Raw genomic sequence first — 16,487 nt, 5'->3', positions numbered from 1 at the left:
TTCAGCAGCACAACCGATGCTTTATAGGCTTTTAAGGGGCAATCGATCAATTCAATAGACGTAGAGAGTAGAAGAGCGCGCTCAGGTGAGTGCCTGGATGCTTTATATCAGCGAGCAATAGTACCTTCCATCATACACGCAGCTTCGCCAATCGGATCAGCGCCGGGAGTTCAAGTGGGGAGTTTCCGGACCGTGATGGTCTTCGAGTTGGTATATTCTGCGAGGCCTTCCAACGCATTCTCTAGACCGATCCCGGATTGCTTGTGGCCGCCGAAGGGGATCGTGGGTGAGAATACGTGCGTTTCGTTGATCCACACCGTCCCCGTCTCAAGGCGCCGCGCGATCTCGTGCGCGCGCTCCGTATCGCGCGACCATATCGTGGCGGCGAGTCCGTAGTGGCTGCTGTTGGCACGCCGTATGACATCCTCGACTTCGGTGAAGCGCAGCAAAGGAAGCACGGGACCGAACGCCTCCTCGGTCACCACCGGCGCGTCGTCGGGAGGGTTGTCGATGATCGTCAGCGGGACGAAGTAACCCGGCCCCTCCGGACGCTCTCCCCCCAAGAGGAAGCGCAGCCCGGATGCGCGCGCCTCGTCGATCAGCGCCCACACCTTCTCATACTGTGGGCGGTTTTGGATCGGACCGAGATCGGTGCCCTGTTGCGATCCATCGCCCATCTTGATCGTCTGCGCATAGTCCACGATTTCGGCGGCGAGCGCGTCGTAAACGTCGTCGTGAATGTAGAGTCGCTTGGTGGCGACGCAGAATTGCGCGCTGTTCTGGAATGCAGCCCAACAGAGCTCGCGCGCGAGCGCCTTGGGCTCTATGTCCGGCATCACGATCGCCGGATCGTTCCCGCCAAGCTCCAAAGTCAGCCGCTTCAGGTTGGAAGCGGCGCTTGCCATGATGCTCCGACCGGTCTCGGTCGATCCTGTGAACGCGATTTTGGCGATTCCGGGATGCGCCGTCATCCATTTCCCAAGGTCGTCACCACCGCAAACGACATTGAACACGCCCGGCGGAAGCAGCGCGCGGCACAGCTCCCCGAGTTTCAACGTGCATAGAGGCGTGAAGGGCGAGGGTTTGATGACGATCGTGTTGCCGGCAACAAGCGCAGGCGCGATCTTCCATACGGCAAGCAGCAGCGGGAAGTTCCAGGGCGTGATCCCGCCCACCACACCGAGCGGCTCGCGGTGCACCTCGACGCGATGATCTGGGCCGTCTTCCAGAACATGGACCGGCAGCGACTGCTCTGCGATGGCGCGACACCAATAGACCGATCCATCGATTTCCCAATCGGCACCGCTCCTCGCCTTGCCCTGCTCCATCGTGAGCAGCCGCTTGAAATCCTCGGCATTCGCCTCGATGACGTCACCGATCATCGCCACATACTTCTGGCGCTGCTCGATCGGCAGCGCGCTCCAGGCTGGAAAGGCGCGGCGTGCGGCGGCAATGGCTTCGTCGAGCTGCGCCGAGGACGCATCCGGCACCTGCGCGAAGGCCTCCTCGGTCGCCGGGTTGAAGACTTCGAAGCTGTGCGCGGCGGTCGCCGGGCGCCCGTCTATCGTCATCTCATAGCGCGAAAACAGATCCACCATCAGACACCACTCCTCTCAAAAGCCGCGAGCTCATTCCGGGTGATCTTGCCGGTGCTCGTCTTGGGCAGGTCGGCCACGAACTGCACCGCGCGCGGCACCTTGTAAGGCGCCAGCGAGCGCCGGCAGTGTTCGATGATGCTGCGTTCGTCCGCAAAGCTTCCATCCTTGAGGACGACATAGGCTTTGGCAATCTCGCCCTTCACCTCGTCGGCCAAAGCCCCGACAGCGACCATCGAAACTGCGGGATGTTCGGAGATCACGCGCTCGATCTCGGCAGGATAAACATTGTAGCCGGCTGTCAGGATCATGTCCTTCCTGCGGTCGACGATCGAAACATAGCCTTCATCGTCAATCGTCGCAATGTCGCCCGTCCGAAGCCAGCCGTCTGTGTCGATCGCATTCGCAGTCGCGGCCGGCTCGCCGTAATAGCCGTCCATGACGATCGCGCCACGTACCAGCAACTCACCCGCTCCCGTTCGATCCGTTTCGCTGTCGGCAAGCACCCCTTCGTCGATCCGAAGTTGCACCCCCGGCAGCGAGACGCCGATCGACCCATGAGATGCCTTCGCAAGGTATGAATGGGTGGTCCCCAGGCCCGCGAGCTCGGTCATGCCCCAAAGCTCGATGAGCGGGCAGCCGAAGCGGCGCTCGACCTCGGCCATCCTGGCCGGCGGCATCGATTGACCGCCGACCGTGCACCGCGTGAGTGAACTCAAGTCGGGATCGTCGCGCTCGGGCTCGGCGAGCAGATAGTGGTACATGGTCGGCACGCCTTCGAAGAGCGTGATGCGCCGGGAGGCGATGTCGTCCAGCACTGCGCGCGGCGAGAAGCGTTCATGAATGAACAGCGTCATCCCGCACAGTATCGCCGCGTTCAGCACGACATTGCCGTAGACGTGCGGCAGCGGCAGCGCCGTGAGCACGCGGTCGTGCTCGCTCCGGCCGTGCATCGTCGCCGTCATCACGGCATTGCTCAGCACCGCCCGGTGGCTGAGCATGGCTCCCTTGGGGCGCCCAGTCGTGCCCGATGTGTAGACAATCGCGCACAATCCCGGCGCTTCGGTGCGCGCAGACGAGCTCACAGCATCGCCCGCGAGCAGCATGTCGAAATCGAGCGCGCCAGCGCTCTCGCCAACCAGAATCAGATGCCGCGGCACTCCGGGCGAGCCGCTGAACTCGCCGAGCTTCTCTTTCGTCGTGATGATAGCGGCTGCGCCACAGTGGCGCGCGATATGCGCGACCTCGGCCACCGTCATCATCGCGTTGACGGGATTGACGACCGCCCCGGCGCGCAGCGTCGCATAATATGCGACGACCCATCGCCATCCGTTGGCAAGGCACAAGGTCAGCCGGTCGCCCGCCCCGATCCCGAGATCGTGGAGAGCCCCAGCGAACCGGCTCACCCTGGCATCGAGCTCGGCGAAACTGAGCTCCACGTCGCCATCGACGAGGGCGGTCCTGGCGCCCCACTTTCGGGACGCCACGGCGACCAGCGCGTCCACAGATGCGGCGTGCTCCATCAATCGTGCGTGCTCTCGATCAGCATCGTATCGAGATAGCAGTTCCAGTGCGTGATCAGCCCGTCGCGGAGCCGATAAACGAAAGCGTATTCATTGTTGTATTCCATGCCGTTCGTAAGAACCTCATGGCCCCGGCTCTCGGTGACGACGATATCCCCCTCGCCGACAACATTGATGATCTCCTCGGAAAACCCGCCCTCGCCGATCTGATCCGTCATGGGCTTCAGCAGATCTTCCCAGAACGCCTTCTTTCCCGAGAAGAGGCCCGAGTATCTGGTGCTGCCGATGACGTAGAACTGGATGTCATCGTCCAGATACGAGAGCATTTTCTCGTAGTCGGCGTCGGCAAGCGCGGCGAGCGTTCTCAGCACCACCTGCTTGTTGGATTCGACAGTCATACGCCCCCCGCTACGCGTAGACACTGCGCTGGGCGCGGTAGGTGGAAGCAAACTTCTCGAGCTCGATGCCTCCCTCATCGAAGTTCGTCCACAGCCTTCCGCCGAGCAACTCGCCAAATTCGGGCGGGTTGCGCGCAACAATCTCCGGATCGATCCTGTGCGTGACCGAAGGGGTGAGATACTGGCGCGAATAGGCTTGGACGAGTGTCACGCGCAGCTCGTCGTCCTGCTTGGGAAAGGCGCCGTGCCAGGTGTTGCCGGGGATGACGATGACCGATCCCATAGGGCACTCGATCGGCTTCATGACGTCGAAATGGCGCTCCTCGGGCACAGTCGGGTGGCGACGGTAGCGGTGGCTGCCCGGTACGATGCCGATGCACCCGGCTTCGAGCGTATAGTCCGAAAGCACGATCGTGAAATTGACGAGATGGAGGTAGTCCGGCAGCGGATCGGGAACCATCAGCGTGTCGCTGTGGATCGACAGATACTTGTCGGTCCTCGACTTGACGTAGCCGAGGCTGTTGTTGAGGATCATCCGGTCGCCGAGAAGATACTTCCCCATCGCCAGGATGCAGGGATTGATCAGCATCTTCTCGAAGATCCGTCCTTGCTTCACGAGATGGTACATCTCGTAGGAAAGACCCTCTTCATAGGTTGTGTAGTTCGTCAAAGACGCGCCGCCCTTCTCGGCGAGCGCCACGATCGCATCGCGGGCCTCGATGAAGTCCGCCATCGGCGCAACCTTCTCGGGGGGGATGACCGCGTATCCAAGGACGGCGATCTGCGCCGCTTCCTCCTCGAGCCCGAATTGTTTCAGGCGCCGCCAGCTCGCCTCTGCATCTTCGCTGAGATGCTGGATTCCCGAAATCTCGATCATGTTTGTTGGCATTTTTACTGCTCCAGAGAGTAACAACATTCCAATCAGTATTTGCCCCTCGCCGAGACGAAGAAGACGCGGCCGCGATCGTATACGCCTTCGGCCATTCCGATCCCGGCGGGGTCGGCATAACCGGACATCAGATAGCGCTTGTTGCCGATATTCTTGGCGCCCGCGGAGAACAGCCAGCGATCATCCGGGTCGGAATAGGAAATCAGCGCATTGAACAGGTGGAAACCGGGCTGACTTATTTCGGGTGTATTCACCGCGTTGTTGTAGGTCCTTGAGCGATAGCTCCACTCGGCCCGGGGTGTCAGCTGCCCACCGCCCACATCCAAGCTGTACGAAGCCGCTGCCGCCAGTGTCCATTCGGGCGCATTCACGAACTTCTTGTCGACGGTGAGCCCGGCGAGCGCGGCCGCGCCCGACACTTCGAGGTACTCGGCATCGAGATAGCCAAGGCTGCCTTCGAGCCTCAATCCATCGGCCGGCGCCGCCTGGATTTCGAGTTCGCCACCTCTGATCCGACCCTTGGCGGCGTTGCGGATCGTCGGCGCGACACCCTCGATCACAGTCACCTGGATGTCCTTGTAATCGCCGTGGAACACCGCGCCGTTGATCCTCAGCTTGCGGTCGAAGCCGAGGAACTTCACGCCGGCTTCATAGGATGTCACGCGTTCAGGGTTGAAGCTCGGGATCGTTGGCGCGGCGGGAAAGACCGCCTGTGTGAACCCGCCCCCTTTGAAGCCCTGCGAATAACTCACATAGAGGTTGAGTTCCTCGGTCGGCTTGAAGCTCAGACTTGCCATCGGCGTGAAGGCGTCACTCTTGGCTTTGGCGACCTGGCCGATCGGCAGCACCGGCGTGCCTGCTGGAATGCCGAGCCCAAAATCAGCGAGGATGATAAACCGATCGCCGGCGGAGAACGTCTTGGCCTCATCCGTGTATCTGAGCCCGACAGTAAGGCTCAATTGATCGACAAGATCGTACGTCGCCTGTCCGAATGCGGCATAACTGTCGGTCTTGATCGCCGCGCCACTCTGGAACATCACCAGATTCGTGTCGACGATGTCCGATGTGAAACCGTCCTCATAAAAGTAGAACGCGCCGACCAGCCACTTCAGCCGCCCGTCCAGATGATTGCCGATGACCTGGAATTCCTGCGTGAAGCTGTCGATCTTGTTCTTGTCGTCGTTGTGCACGATCAGATGTGGCGAATGGTCTCCATCATGCGCGTAGTTGAGCCGCGCCGAGCGGAACGCCGTGATAGACTTGAACTCGAGTCCGGTATTGGGGCGCCACGAGAGTTGGCCAGAGACGCCCCACATGTCGAGCTCCTGGCGCGGTTTGAAGCGATGACCGTGGAGATCCTGGATGATCGCATCGTGACTCTCCGGTGTCTGGTGCGTCCCCGCGGTACGGAACTGCCCTTTGCGCCATTGGGCGTTGTAGCAGCGCGTGTCCGAAAACCGCGCTGCACTGCCGTAGTTGGTACAAACCTCCGGCGCGCCCGAGAAGAATGCGTTGTGCACCTCGCCAAACGCCGAGCCGTCGTAGTAGGCGACCGGAACGCTGAGCAGACCGGGCTCGCGCGAGGTCGTGCCATCGAGCGACAGTGAGAGCAGCAGATTGTCGGTCAGGTCCGCATCAACGACGAGACGGCCCGAAAAGGCGTCGCGTCCGCCGCTCGAACGCGCACCCGAAACGCCTTCGATATAGTTGTCGCGGTGATGATAGAGGACTGAAGCGCCGGCGCGGATTCCCTCGCTGAGCGGACCACTTACGGAGCCACGCAGGACCATGTCGAAATCACTGCCGACCTGGGCATTGATCGAAGCGGCCAGCTTGTCTCCCGGTCGACGCGTTGCAATGTTGATCGCGCCGCCGATTGTGTTGCGCCCAAACAGCGTCCCTTGCGGGCCGCGCAGAACCTCGACACGATCGATGTCCACAAGATCAAGCGTCTGACCGATCAGGCGCGTCATATAGACGCCGTCGACATAAAGCGCGACGCCGGGATCGACCGAGAGCTGGGCCTCGCTCTGCCCGATGCCGCGAATATAGATCGAAGAAAGCGCCGAAGAGCCGCCGTAGGACGACCCGACGTCGAACTGCATGTTGGGCACAAGCTGAACCGCTTCCGCCATCTCGATCGCCTGACGCTGCTCGAGCGCATCGGCGGTGAGTACCGAGACGGATATCGGCGTATTCTGTAAACTCTCCGCTTGCCGTCGCGCCGTCACGACGATGTCGGGGATCTGGTTGGCGCCTTGCTCTTCGACCTGCGCGAGCGCTGGGCAGGAGACCGACATCAGGAGCGCAAGCGAAAGTGCTCCGCGAGAGAATGGCGATCCTTGCCCGCCCCTTTGAGACACCGTCCGAAGACTCAAAACCTTATGAGAATGCATGTTACCGTCCCCCTCAAATATCGCACTATTCCGTGCTGTGATCCGCAGATTGAAGGATATTCCCGTTCTTCAGAAACGACCTCGTGACGTTTTCGAGTATTCTCGAGCAGTTGTTATCGTAGTTGTTGAAAGACAATGATGAGGCGAAGGTCACGGAGCCGACCGTGAATACAGCGCCGTCATTGGGCAGTTCGTAGAACACCATATCCGCGCGAATACTCGGATTGCGCGTGCCGCCCTGATCCGGGACGATCGCAAACGCCTCTTCCATCGCGGGCTGATAACTGTCGCTGTGTCCAAACGATGACGCCAGGAGATAGGCATGGGCGGGTGTACCGAGACCGTGGTCGGCCCGGTCGATTTCGAACCCGGCGGCTCCATGACCCAGCGCCAGCGCCGGAAAATCGCCGATCACGTCCTCGTCGACACCTTCGAAGATAAATGCCACGGCCGGATCGCGGCTCGCTGCAGACCGGCGAAGCGGTGCGCCGCGGTCGAAACCGACTCCCGCAGTACCGACACCAATCAGCTGCTGCGGCGGTCGACCGCGAAAGCGCCACAAACCACCCATCTCGCCGGTGAAACTCAGGTGGTTCTCTCCGGGCTCTGGCGCCCATGTCCGCGAGCCGTTGGCGCGGCGGATCTCGCACACTGTCTGATCTTCGGGGTCGAGCGCCGTGACCCAGTAAAGACCGTTGCCGGAGACGCAGATGAAGCGACCGCCGTCCGCCTCGTAAGCCGCGAGCCCATCGAGCATCTGCTCGGTCCAGTATTCGGCATGGGTTCCGCTCATCACCGCGCGATAGCGGCCAAGCAGTTCCGTGCCCTCGCGGTGCAGGTCGTGATCGGTAATCACGTCGTAATCGATCTGCTTCCGCTCAAGCCAATCGATGAGATGGAGATCGGCCGAAAACTGGTGCGGCGCATCGAAAGACCGGCAGCGATGATACGGCCGAAACGACGTCAGAATCGGCCGTAATATCGACGAATAGCAGATCCCGCTGCCGTCGCGATGATGGTCGTAGAGGCTGCGGAGGTGATGCCTGTTGAGATAGCCGTATTCCTCCTGGTGCAGCCAGCGATTGGCGTGCGCCGTGAGGCCCACGAGTTCCTGAAGATCGAGCAGCGCCTCATTGGCATAAGCCATGTAGCTGATTGTCGGCAGCAGCACGGCGAGCCGCGCGGTCGCGGTTCCCCGCTTGGGGCGGACCACGAACGGCAGATAGTCTCGCGCGCCTTGCTCGCCCTCGATCTTGACCGCATAGACACCGCTCTTCAGGTCGTCGGGAATTGGCAGATGGAGGCTCGGATGCCATCCCGCATCCGCCAGGTCGTCGCCATGAAACCATATCGCATTATAAGCTGGGGGATTGTCAGTGAACCGTTCGATGGCCGGATGCCACGCGTGGCTACTCGTCGCGCGCATGGGGCGGTTGACGGTCTTCCCGTCGAGGCGCCCCTCGCGGCCATCGGATATCTCCCGCATCGCCGGCTTGAACGCGAAGTCCCAGCAAGCGGCACACGACTGCATCGCGGCCTCGCCAAGGGCCTCTCCACGACTCAACGCGTCAAGCTCCGAAGCATCGAGCGCCGCAGTGAACGCCTTCGGCCCCTCGATCTTGCCATTGAAGCAGGCACGTGGCGCCGTGCGGCCATCGATCTGATCGATCCAGCCCGCGCCGATCGTTATCGGCGCTCCGGGTGCGAGCACGATCGCGCTTTCGCCTACGGCCTCCACACTGGCGGTGGAAGGACGAGCGGGATGGAAAACGTTGCAGTCGGCGCGGAGCATTATCTTCCGCGCCGCCACGTCGACCGTGAAAGCAACGAAGCGCCACTCGATCGGACTGAGCGCAGCCGCCAGGCGCACCACGAGCGGCGAACCGGAGGCGGTGCCGACCCGAAGCTCGAGCTCTCCGCGATCAACAAGGAGCAGAAACCCGCTTTGCGCTTCAGCATCCCATTGGCCCGCAACGGCCTGCTCGGACCAATCGGGCTGAGACGGGCGGATCCACGTCTGGAAGGTCAAACCCCCACTGGCGAGTGCGGCCGCATCCTCCACGATGACATAGGACCCGGTGTAGATCGGCTGCTCCACACCCCGATACTCGCCGTTGATCGGCGAATCGAGCAGCTCTTCCTTGGGTCCGGACCCTCTCGGATTCTCGTCGCCGTGAATGAGACGCACGAGTTGCGCGCGGTAACGGGGCTGCTCAGAACTGACGAAGAAGGTCAGTGTCTGGCCTGGCTCCGCAGACCATCGATCTGAATATCCTGTCAGCCGCAACCCGCCCTCCCTGACGATTTAGTGCAGTTGACCTATTACTAGGTCGTATGCACTAACTCTGTCAAGCGCGTCTTGTTTGTTTGGGCAATCGCACCAAACCCGCTAGGAAACCGGATTCGAAATCCTGCGCGATCAGGAAGGCGGCGGAACTGCAGGGAGGTGATTTGAGTACGAATTCAGAAAGCGCTCCAGCAGCCAGCCCCACGCGGATATTCCGTATGGAGCTGATCATGGAGGCCGCTCGCAGCGTCCTCGTGAGCGAAGGCTATTCAGGCTTCAGCGTGCGCAAGGTGGCAAAGGAGGCCGGCATCAGCATCGGCCACCTGCAGCATTTCCTTCCGACCAAGGAAAAACTGCTCGAAGCACTCTTCGAATACGTCTCCGGCTTGTACGATAGAAAATACGCCGAGTTGCTCGAGCGTCTTCCCGAAGAACCCCAGCAGCGGTTTCACGCGATCACTGAATATCTCATCCGCGATACCTGCAACCAGGACACGAAGACATTCTTCTTCGAGTTCTGGACCGCCTCGCTCCACCATGAAGCTGCGCGGACAGTTGTGAACAAACTGCACAGACATCACCGAGAAATCCTGGCCGGCTTTATCGGTGAGATGATCCCAAGCCTCGCTCCCAAGGAACGAGAGATGCGTGCGCTTCAAATTGCCGCGACGATCGATGGCCTGCTCGTCCACCTCGATGATGAAGAAACGGAGGAGGCGAGAGAAGCGACGGTGCAAGGCTTGAGCGAGGCACTCATGAATATTGCCCGCAACGGACGCTAGCATCCCATCGCATGGCGCCGGAACACGCGGTCCTGCATTACACGCTCACCGACCGCGGTTTGAATTCACACGCTGGTTCGGCTTCACACCACCGCCCCATCAAGAATCTGCGATTCCGTAGCTACCAATGGTCACGGCGCGACCTGATCGCGAGGAAAACGTCTGTATCTCTCGTGGGAGCCGGTAGTTCGAGGTTCGCGCGAACCTCGGGGCTGCCAGACCGAAGGAACAGATTGATCGCGCGCTCTTCGCCGATCGTGGTGAAATGCGGCGCGCTGCCATCCGACGATTCGAGCAGGGATGCCAATGCGCGCGCAGCCGCATTGCCCGGCTCGATAGACAGCGTGAAGGCAAGGTTGCGTTTCAGGTAATCGTGGCCTGGATAGACGCGTGTCTCGTCGGCAAGCGGTGCGAACACGCCGCTGATTGTCTCTTGAAGCGTTGGCGCGTGACCGCCATAGCCGCAGTTACCGACGCCCGCGCCGAACAGCGTATCGCCCGAAACGACGAAGGGCGTGCCGTCATCCTCCACGCCGAATAGCGCTATACTCGCCATCGTGTGGCCCGGCACGGCGCGGACTGTCACGCTCTCGGCGCCGACCGAAATCGTATCACCATCAACCAGCAGGCGATCGAGCCCTTCGAGCGTGCCTGCTGCCGCGCGCGGGGCCATCACCGCCGCACCCGTTCGCGCCTTCATTTCTGCGTTCTTGCCCGCGTGGTCCCAGTGTTCGTGCGTGTTGACGATGCTGGTGATCGTCACGCCCTGCGCTTCGGCCTCCGCGACTATGCGCGGGACGTCGTAGGGATCGACGGCGACCGCTTCCCTCTTCACGCTGCACACCAGAAGATAGTTGATGTGATCGAAGGCGTTCCGCAGCGGGATCGGAACGACACGCATCAGACGTCTCCGGCCGCCACGGCCGCGTGTACGTTCGCGATGAACAGGCGGTAGTTTTCTTCCGATACCGCCCGCGCTTCGGCCTCCGGCATGTCGACGGGAACGAACGTCGAACGCATCAGCAGCACGCTGGCCGAGGCGCCCGCCGGGATGATCTTCGCAAAGCCGCAATAATCCGCGAACGGCACGACGTCGCCGGTATCAATGATGCGGAACATCATCTCCATTTCCGCCTCGTCATAGTGATCGAGGCGTTCCTTCACATAGCCGTCGCCGATATGGCCTTCTGTGCGCATCGTGCGCACCATGCCGAGCCCCTTGCCTTCGAATTCGATCGAGGAAACGAAACCTTCCTCGGCGCGCCGCTGACCTTCCTCGGTCGCGAACAGCTTCCAGACCCGCTCCGCCGGAGCCGCGACACGAACCGCACACTCGACCGTGATCATGAATGTTCCTTCCCGCGCAGGCTGGGGCGGCGTTCGCCCTCCAGATTCCACTGCAGCTTCATCTTGTGCACCTTCAGAACCATGCACGTTTCGATGACGGCGATGTCGGGCTGCCCGTAGCAATGCGCCGCCAGAAAGGCGCGGTAATGCTCGTGCGACTGGTGATAGGTGGCCATGCCGAGATCGAAGCGGCCGAGCGTCGACGTCAGATAAAAGACCTCCGGAACCGCCGACAGCCGCGCGATCACCGCATCGATATCGGCACCGCCCGCCACCTTGATGAAGGTCTGTGCATTGAAATTATAGCCGAACGCCTCGGGCATGGCTTCGGCCTGGATCGTGATGATGTTCTCGTCGATCAGCTGGCGTACGCGGTTGCGCACGGTTCCTTCCGAAACGCCGAGCGCCGTCGCGATCGTCGAATAGGGCATCCGCCCGTCCTGCTGCAGCAGCGCGATGATCTGGCTGTTGAGCGCGTAGACATCCCCCGCCGAGTCGAGAGGATTCGGCTGCTGCTTGTCTCGTGCGTCGCGCGATGCGCCCTTGCGACCTGCCATCAACGGCCCTTCCTCGGTCAGGATTTCACGACACCTGATACGGAAACCGTGATGCAACCGCAACGCTGAAATGGATTTATTACGAATTTCATTTCATACTGCTCATTATGTTACGAATATCGTATTGACTATAGGCCCGTGTCGAGGATATCGAAGCGTCCGTACACAAATGTATCTTTTGAGGACGAGATGACGGCAGGCGCAGTCAGGATCGCAGACCGACCAAGGCCGGAAGCAGAAGGCTCCGGGGGCGTGTTCAGCCAGACGTGGTTCCCCGTCTGCCTCTCCGAAGAGGCAGAAGAAGGCGTCGTCAAAGGCTTCGACTTCCTCGGTGGCCGCGTCATCGTCGTTCGCGACGCGGACGGTCGCGCGCAGGTGCTGAGCGCCTATTGCCCCCATCTCGGCGCGGACCTCTGCACGGGCGAGATGGTGGAGGGCACGGTGCGCTGCCCCTTCCATTTCTGGCGTTACGGCCCCGACGGCCGCTGCGTGGCGACAGGATCGGGCGATCCCATTCCGCCAACCGCCAACCTCTTCGCGTTCCCGACGGTGGAAAAATTCGGCTGCATCTTCGCCTTCAACGGCACGGAGCCGCTGTTCGACCTCCCCGATTTTCCGGGGGCGCCCGAAAGGCTCGTCTGGAAGATCGGCGAATACGACCGCCTGATGCCCGCGGACCCCTGGGTGATCTGCTGCAACACGCCCGATATGCAGCACATCCAGGTGGTGCACGGCATCAGCTTCGACAACGGAATGCCGCATCAGGATGTGGAATGGACCCCGCATTCGATGGTCTATCATTTCCGCGGCAAGATGCGCGACGGAACCGCAATCGAATTCCGCGTCGGCATCTTCGGCACCAATATCTATTGGCAGGACGGCTACGTGGACGGGCGCTGGTTCGGCTTCGTCGCGCCGATGGGGCTGCCCGAGCCGGGCAAGTCCCGACTGTTCTTCGCCGTCGCAGTCGGCGCGGATGATGCCGACCCCGAAGGCACGCGGGTGTTTCTGGACGCGATGTACGACATGGAAGTCCGCATCGCGACCGAAGACCTTCCAATCATCGAACGCGCCCGCTTCCGGCCCGGTACGCTGACGAAGGCGGACCGAACGCTGGGGCGCTTCCTGCAATATCTGCGCGACCATCCGCGCGCGCATCCATCCGCCGATTTCATCGGCTGACGACACGGGGAGACACACATGTCCGGCATCACCGACACCGATCTCGACGACATTCTGGCGCTGTGCCCGCGTCTCTATGCGGCCGTGGGCTGGAACGCGGAAAAGGCGCCCGACTGGGACACCTTCCGAGCCTGCTGCCATCCCGATGCGACACTCGCCGCGCTGAGCTCCGGTGCCGCAAGCCCGATTCCGGTGGAGACATTCGTCACCTCTATGAACGAACAGCGGGCGACGGGTGCGCTCACTGATTTCAGCGAAGTGGAGATCGCGCGCCACGTGGAAGCCTTCGGCAACGTCGCGGGCGTGCGCAGCAGCTTCATCGCCGAGATGAACGGCGAAAAGCGCAGAGGCATCACCTTCGCGCATATCATTCGCCACGAGGGCCGATGGGTTATCCTGTCGGCGATCTGGGACAATGAAGGTGACGGGAAAACCATACCGGCGAGCCTGATCTGAACGGGCCGTCAATCAAAAAGGGAGCGGAGGGAAACATGAGGAGCAAGGTGAAGAGCACGGGCCGTTTCGTGCTGATGATGTCGACGGCGCTTTCGGCACTTTGCGGCACTGCTGCCGCGCAGGAACAAGCGCGCGCAGGCGCAAGCAGCGGCGGCTTTGAGGAAATCATCGTGACGGCGCGCAAGCGCGAGGAGAACCTGCAGCAGGTTCCCGATACCGTCACGGCATTTTCCGCAAGCGTGATCGAGGAACGCCGCCTTGAACGAATCAACGATTTCCTCGCCGTGACGCCCAACGTCCACATCACCAACGATCAGGACACGGCGACGAACAACATCTCGATCCGCGGCCTCGGCTCCAACCGCAACCAGGCAGCCGCGGTCGCGTTTTCGGTGGACGGCGTGATCCTGCCGGATGCTGACGCCTTCACGATGGATCTGACCGACGTCGAGCGACTGGAAGTCCTGAAAGGCCCGCAGGGCGCGCTCTACGGCAAGGGCGCCATCGCTGGCGCGATCAACATCACCACGAAACGCCCGACGAACACATTCGAGGGCGAAGCGAAACTCAGCTACGGCACGGGCGACGCATGGCGCGTATTCGGCGCGATGAGCGGCCCGATCGTTCCCGATGTCGTGCTGGCGCGCGTTACGGTCTCGCATCGCGACAGCGACGGCACGATCAAGAACGACTTTGACGGTCGCACGCTTGATCGCAACCGACAGACGCGTGTTTCCGGTCGCGTTCTCATCCAGCCGAGCGATGATTTCAGCATCGATCTGCGCGCAGCGCACATGGACGAGAAAGGCGGGGCGCTGTGGTTCAGCCTCGTCGACGTGCTCGGCACGACGGGCGGCGAGATTACTGAAGACATGGCCGCGAAGCGCCCCAATCTCGATGGGCCGTCATCGACAGATCGGACCGTGACCGATCTTTCCATGTCGCTGAATTACGACACGTCCATCGGCACCTTCACGTCGATCACCGCATGGGACAAGATCGACGTCGATTTCAGCGAAGACCTCGATATCTCGCCCTATCCGATGGTGCCGCTCGCCCGGCAGCTTCGCGTGACCGAGAGCTGGAGCCAGGAACTCCGCCTCACATCGCCGAGCGCCCAGCGGTTCCGCTACATCATCGGCGGCTATTACCAGCATTCGAAGCGCGACGTGACGACACTCGCGCAGCTCGATCTCTGCCTGTTCGCGGGCAGCTGCATCACTCCAGATGGCTTCGAATCCTCGGGCGTGGTGGTGGACGCGACGCTCGCGAACACGCGCCTCACCTTCAACCAGTATGCCGTGTTCGGACAGGTCAACTACGACATTCTGGAAACGCTCGAGCTGACCGCGGCCCTGCGCTACGACACCAACAAGGCGAAGCAGAACGACCGCCTCGCGTCGGAGATCGACAAGGCGACGTTCTCGAAGCTACAGCCCAAGCTGTCGCTCGCCTACAAGCCTTCGGACGACCTGACGCTCTACGCGACCTATTCGCAGGGCTTCAAAAGCGGCAGCTTCAACCCGATCGCGGCAGGATCAGCCTTCCCGCGCGTGATCGGCAAGGAAACCTCGCGCAACTACGAGATCGGCGCGAAAACCTCGTGGCTCGATCGGCGCGTCATCTTCAACGTCGCGGCCTTCTACACCGAGCATCTCAACCCGCAGATCTTCCAGCTTGATGCCGTCACCTTCACGCAGGGCTCGCTCAATGCGCGCAAGGCGGCCATCAAGGGCTTCGAGTTCGAGCTTGCCGCACGCCCGGTGAAGGGTGTCGATCTCAATGCCGCATTCGGTTACATCGACACCGAGATCAAGGATTTCGACGGCGTGACCGACGCCTACGTCGGCCAGCAGCTGCCGAATGCACCGAAATACACGCTGAACCTCGGCGCCCAGTACGCACACGATCTTTCGGACAGGTTGACCGCGAAAGCGCGCGTCGATTTCAATGCGCAGGGCCGGCAGTCCTTCCAGGACTTCCAGCTTCCGGCGGCGCCGAACGTGTATCTGTTCCAGAAGGCCTATTCGACGGTCGATGCGCAGATCGGCCTTGAAGGCGGACAGTGGGAGATCAGTGTCTTCGGGAAGAACCTGTTCAAGGAGCATTATGCAACCTCGGCCTTCTCACGCTACATCTTCGGGGCAGCGCTGGTGCCGCTCGCCAGCGACGCGATCCAGCCCGATCCAGGCCGGACATTCGGCGTCGAGGCACGCGTGAAATTCTGAAAGGCACCGGCATGATCGACAGACAGACGTTTCACCTCCGGCCCGAAGGCGAAAAGGCGTTCGGCTACGCGCAGGCCGTGCGGAGCGGCAGGACGCTCCACATCTCCGGCTCGCTCAGCGTCGACGACGCGTTCCGGCCGGAGTTTCCGGGCGACATGGCCGCACAGATCGGCAGCGCCTACGCGGCGATCCGGCGGACACTCGAGGCCTTCGGCGCAACGATGGCGAACGTGGTGAAGGAAAACATCTACGTGACCGACATGGACAGCTTCATCGCGGCGAACGGCGCGCGCATCGCGCACTACGCGGGGCTCGACCTGCCCGCCACCACCGCCGTGGAGGTCCGCAGGCTGGCGTTCCCCGAATGCATGATCGAGATCGAGATCACGGCAGCACTGCCGACAGCATGACCGGTAAGAGCGACATCGTTTGCACGGGCGAGGCGCTGATCGCCGCCGACGCCGATACCGTGTGGGCGCTGATCGGCGACCTGCGCAACATGGCGATCATGGAGGGCTTGGTTGAGCGGCTGGAGGTCGATGGTGATGGAGAGGGCGCGGTGCGCAGACTCATCCTGCCCGATGGTGGGATCGTGACCGAAGCGATCGAGCGTTACGACAGTGAGGCGCGATCCTATGGATACCGCATCCTCGATCCCGGCGCCCTGCCGTTCAGGGACTATACGGGCGCGGCGCGCGTGATGCCGATATCGAAGGGCGCGTGCCGCCTTCTCTGGGAAGCCAGCGCCACGCCGCTGATCGATGCGGACACCGTACGCGCCGCGATCCAGGGCAACATCGACCACGTGCTTCGCGTCGTCTCGGCGCGCTTCGGATCGGGAGCCTGA

The 16,487-nt window shown here is 61.7% G+C and carries 15 protein-coding genes; 6 read left to right on the top strand and 9 right to left on the bottom strand.

Features of this window, described 5'->3' with window-relative positions; all coding sequences use genetic code 11:
- Nucleotides 1-170: 170 nt before the first annotated feature.
- From ACFQ00_RS13265 to ACFQ00_RS13240, 6 genes are all read right to left on the bottom strand, one after another.
- Nucleotides 171-1,598 (bottom strand): aldehyde dehydrogenase family protein, encoded by a 1,428-nt coding sequence (locus ACFQ00_RS13265; protein WP_381491632.1) that lies wholly within the window; start codon nt 1,596-1,598, stop codon nt 171-173.
- Complete coding sequence (locus tag ACFQ00_RS13260; RefSeq protein ID WP_381491629.1) at nt 1,598-3,118, bottom strand: class I adenylate-forming enzyme family protein; 1,521 nt, start codon at nt 3,116-3,118, stop codon at nt 1,598-1,600. Before ACFQ00_RS13260 ends, ACFQ00_RS13265 begins: the two co-directional genes overlap by 1 nt.
- Nucleotides 3,118-3,516, bottom strand: a complete 399-nt coding sequence (locus ACFQ00_RS13255; protein WP_381491626.1) for a nuclear transport factor 2 family protein — start codon at nt 3,514-3,516, stop codon at nt 3,118-3,120. Before ACFQ00_RS13255 ends, ACFQ00_RS13260 begins: the two co-directional genes overlap by 1 nt.
- A gap of 10 nt (nt 3,517-3,526) precedes the next feature.
- Nucleotides 3,527-4,405 carry a phytanoyl-CoA dioxygenase family protein gene (locus ACFQ00_RS13250; RefSeq protein WP_381491623.1) on the bottom strand — a complete coding sequence of 293 codons (879 nt, stop codon included), beginning with the start codon at nt 4,403-4,405 and terminating at the stop codon, nt 3,527-3,529.
- Nucleotides 4,406-4,437: 32 nt separating this feature from the next.
- Entirely contained in the window at nt 4,438-6,705 is a 2,268-nt protein-coding gene (locus ACFQ00_RS13245) for a TonB-dependent receptor (RefSeq protein ID WP_381491621.1), read from the bottom strand.
- Between the two features lie 121 nt (nt 6,706-6,826).
- Entirely contained in the window at nt 6,827-8,989 is a 2,163-nt protein-coding gene (locus ACFQ00_RS13240; protein WP_381491618.1) for a N,N-dimethylformamidase beta subunit family domain-containing protein, read from the bottom strand.
- 317 nt (nt 8,990-9,306) lie between these two features.
- On the opposite strand from ACFQ00_RS13240, the gene ACFQ00_RS13235 reads away from it, so the two are divergent.
- Nucleotides 9,307-9,870: a TetR/AcrR family transcriptional regulator gene (locus ACFQ00_RS13235; protein WP_381491615.1), complete on the top strand. Its 564-nt coding sequence runs from the start codon at nt 9,307-9,309 to the stop codon at nt 9,868-9,870.
- Nucleotides 9,871-9,991: 121 nt separating this feature from the next.
- Here the strand turns inward: ACFQ00_RS13235 and ACFQ00_RS13230 are convergent, their stop codons facing one another.
- Genes ACFQ00_RS13230 through ACFQ00_RS13220 form a run of 3 tightly spaced genes read right to left on the bottom strand, consistent with a single transcriptional unit; the run spans nt 9,992 to nt 11,774 of the window.
- Entirely contained in the window at nt 9,992-10,771 is a 780-nt protein-coding gene (locus tag ACFQ00_RS13230; protein ID WP_381491613.1) for a hydroxyacylglutathione hydrolase C-terminal domain-containing protein, read from the bottom strand.
- Nucleotides 10,771-11,217 carry an SRPBCC family protein gene (locus tag ACFQ00_RS13225; RefSeq protein ID WP_381491610.1) on the bottom strand — a complete coding sequence of 149 codons (447 nt, stop codon included), beginning with the start codon at nt 11,215-11,217 and terminating at the stop codon, nt 10,771-10,773. Before ACFQ00_RS13225 ends, ACFQ00_RS13230 begins: the two co-directional genes overlap by 1 nt.
- The gene (locus ACFQ00_RS13220) at nt 11,214-11,774 is read right to left on the bottom strand and encodes an Lrp/AsnC family transcriptional regulator (protein ID WP_381491607.1); all 561 of its coding nucleotides are present in this window, start codon (nt 11,772-11,774) and stop codon (nt 11,214-11,216) included. The genes ACFQ00_RS13225 and ACFQ00_RS13220 overlap by 4 nt, the downstream gene beginning before the upstream one ends.
- Nucleotides 11,775-11,963: 189 nt before the next feature.
- On the opposite strand from ACFQ00_RS13220, the gene ACFQ00_RS13215 reads away from it, so the two are divergent.
- Genes ACFQ00_RS13215 through ACFQ00_RS13195 form a run of 5 tightly spaced genes read left to right on the top strand, consistent with a single transcriptional unit; the run spans nt 11,964 to nt 16,487 of the window.
- The gene (locus ACFQ00_RS13215) at nt 11,964-12,956 is read left to right on the top strand and encodes an aromatic ring-hydroxylating oxygenase subunit alpha (protein WP_381491605.1); all 993 of its coding nucleotides are present in this window, start codon (nt 11,964-11,966) and stop codon (nt 12,954-12,956) included.
- Between the two features lie 18 nt (nt 12,957-12,974).
- Complete coding sequence (locus tag ACFQ00_RS13210; protein ID WP_381491602.1) at nt 12,975-13,412, top strand: nuclear transport factor 2 family protein; 438 nt, start codon at nt 12,975-12,977, stop codon at nt 13,410-13,412.
- A gap of 35 nt (nt 13,413-13,447) precedes the next feature.
- On the top strand, nt 13,448-15,640 hold the full coding sequence (locus ACFQ00_RS13205) for a TonB-dependent receptor (protein ID WP_381491599.1): 2,193 nt from the start codon (nt 13,448-13,450) through the stop codon (nt 15,638-15,640).
- An 11-nt stretch (nt 15,641-15,651) separates the two neighbouring features.
- Nucleotides 15,652-16,050: a RidA family protein gene (locus ACFQ00_RS13200; protein ID WP_381491596.1), complete on the top strand. Its 399-nt coding sequence runs from the start codon at nt 15,652-15,654 to the stop codon at nt 16,048-16,050.
- Complete coding sequence (locus tag ACFQ00_RS13195; protein ID WP_381491593.1) at nt 16,047-16,487, top strand: SRPBCC family protein; 441 nt, start codon at nt 16,047-16,049, stop codon at nt 16,485-16,487. The genes ACFQ00_RS13200 and ACFQ00_RS13195 overlap by 4 nt, the downstream gene beginning before the upstream one ends.

It is taken from the genome of Sphingosinicella xenopeptidilytica (assembly GCF_042676985.1).
Taxonomy (GTDB): domain Bacteria; phylum Pseudomonadota; class Alphaproteobacteria; order Sphingomonadales; family Sphingomonadaceae; genus Sphingosinicella; species Sphingosinicella xenopeptidilytica.
The sequence above is the reverse complement of the archived record's forward strand: the minus strand, read 5'-3'. Positions and strand labels throughout refer to the sequence as shown.

Coding starts and splice junctions, on each gene's coding strand:
- ACFQ00_RS13265 (WP_381491632.1), bottom strand. CDS start 1,598: ATGGTGGATCTGTTTTCGCGCTATGAGATGACGATAGACGGGCGCCCG.
- ACFQ00_RS13260 (WP_381491629.1), bottom strand. CDS start 3,118: ATGGAGCACGCCGCATCTGTGGACGCGCTGGTCGCCGTGGCGTCCCGA.
- ACFQ00_RS13255 (WP_381491626.1), bottom strand. CDS start 3,516: ATGACTGTCGAATCCAACAAGCAGGTGGTGCTGAGAACGCTCGCCGCG.
- ACFQ00_RS13250 (WP_381491623.1), bottom strand. CDS start 4,405: ATGCCAACAAACATGATCGAGATTTCGGGAATCCAGCATCTCAGCGAA.
- ACFQ00_RS13245 (WP_381491621.1), bottom strand. CDS start 6,705: ATGTCGGTCTCCTGCCCAGCGCTCGCGCAGGTCGAAGAGCAAGGCGCC.
- ACFQ00_RS13235 (WP_381491615.1), top strand. CDS start 9,307: ATGGAGCTGATCATGGAGGCCGCTCGCAGCGTCCTCGTGAGCGAAGGC.
- ACFQ00_RS13230 (WP_381491613.1), bottom strand. CDS start 10,771: ATGCGTGTCGTTCCGATCCCGCTGCGGAACGCCTTCGATCACATCAAC.
- ACFQ00_RS13225 (WP_381491610.1), bottom strand. CDS start 11,217: ATGATCACGGTCGAGTGTGCGGTTCGTGTCGCGGCTCCGGCGGAGCGG.
- ACFQ00_RS13220 (WP_381491607.1), bottom strand. CDS start 11,774: ATGGCAGGTCGCAAGGGCGCATCGCGCGACGCACGAGACAAGCAGCAG.
- ACFQ00_RS13215 (WP_381491605.1), top strand. CDS start 11,964: ATGACGGCAGGCGCAGTCAGGATCGCAGACCGACCAAGGCCGGAAGCA.
- ACFQ00_RS13210 (WP_381491602.1), top strand. CDS start 12,975: ATGTCCGGCATCACCGACACCGATCTCGACGACATTCTGGCGCTGTGC.
- ACFQ00_RS13205 (WP_381491599.1), top strand. CDS start 13,448: ATGAGGAGCAAGGTGAAGAGCACGGGCCGTTTCGTGCTGATGATGTCG.
- ACFQ00_RS13200 (WP_381491596.1), top strand. CDS start 15,652: ATGATCGACAGACAGACGTTTCACCTCCGGCCCGAAGGCGAAAAGGCG.
- ACFQ00_RS13195 (WP_381491593.1), top strand. CDS start 16,047: ATGACCGGTAAGAGCGACATCGTTTGCACGGGCGAGGCGCTGATCGCC.